1 protein-coding gene is annotated in these 539 nt (G+C 57.7%); it reads right to left on the bottom strand.

All coding sequences use genetic code 11. The annotated features are described in order from the left end of the window. Positions 1-539, bottom strand: a 539-nt coding sequence (locus ACTHUR_RS17525; RefSeq protein ID WP_440399994.1) for a RecQ family ATP-dependent DNA helicase, incomplete at both ends; no start/stop codon positions are given.

The raw sequence follows: 539 nt of genomic DNA on the forward strand, positions 1-539 counted from the left end.
ATATTCGGGCGTTCAAAGCTGTAGATGAATTCGGGCGGATCTTCCAGATGGAGGAAATGTTTGATGTCGGCGCGGGTTGCCGCATCGGCGGTCGCAGTCAGTGCAATGCGCGGCACTTGCGGATAGCGTTCGGCAAGCAGCCCTAATTGCTGGTATTCGGGGCGGAAATCGTGTCCCCATTGGCTGACGCAATGCGCCTCGTCTATGGCGAAAAGGCTGATGGTTTGCTGATCGAGAAAACGCAGGAAACGGTCGGTAACGAGCCGCTCTGGTGCGACGTAGAGCAGTTTCAGACGACCTTGGGCGAGTTTGTCCGCCACTTCACGAGCTTCTTCCACCGTTGTGCTGCTGTTGACCGCCGCTGCTTCTATGCCTGCGGCGTGCAGGCTCGCCACTTGGTCGTTCATCAGAGCAATCAGCGGCGAAACGACGATAGCGACGCCTTCGCGCATCAGCGCGGGAATTTGGTAACACAACGACTTGCCCCCACCCGTCGGCATCAATACCAGCAGGCTTCCACCGCCTGCCAATGTATTGAC

This window comes from Neisseria sp. P0021.S007 (genome assembly GCF_051956855.1).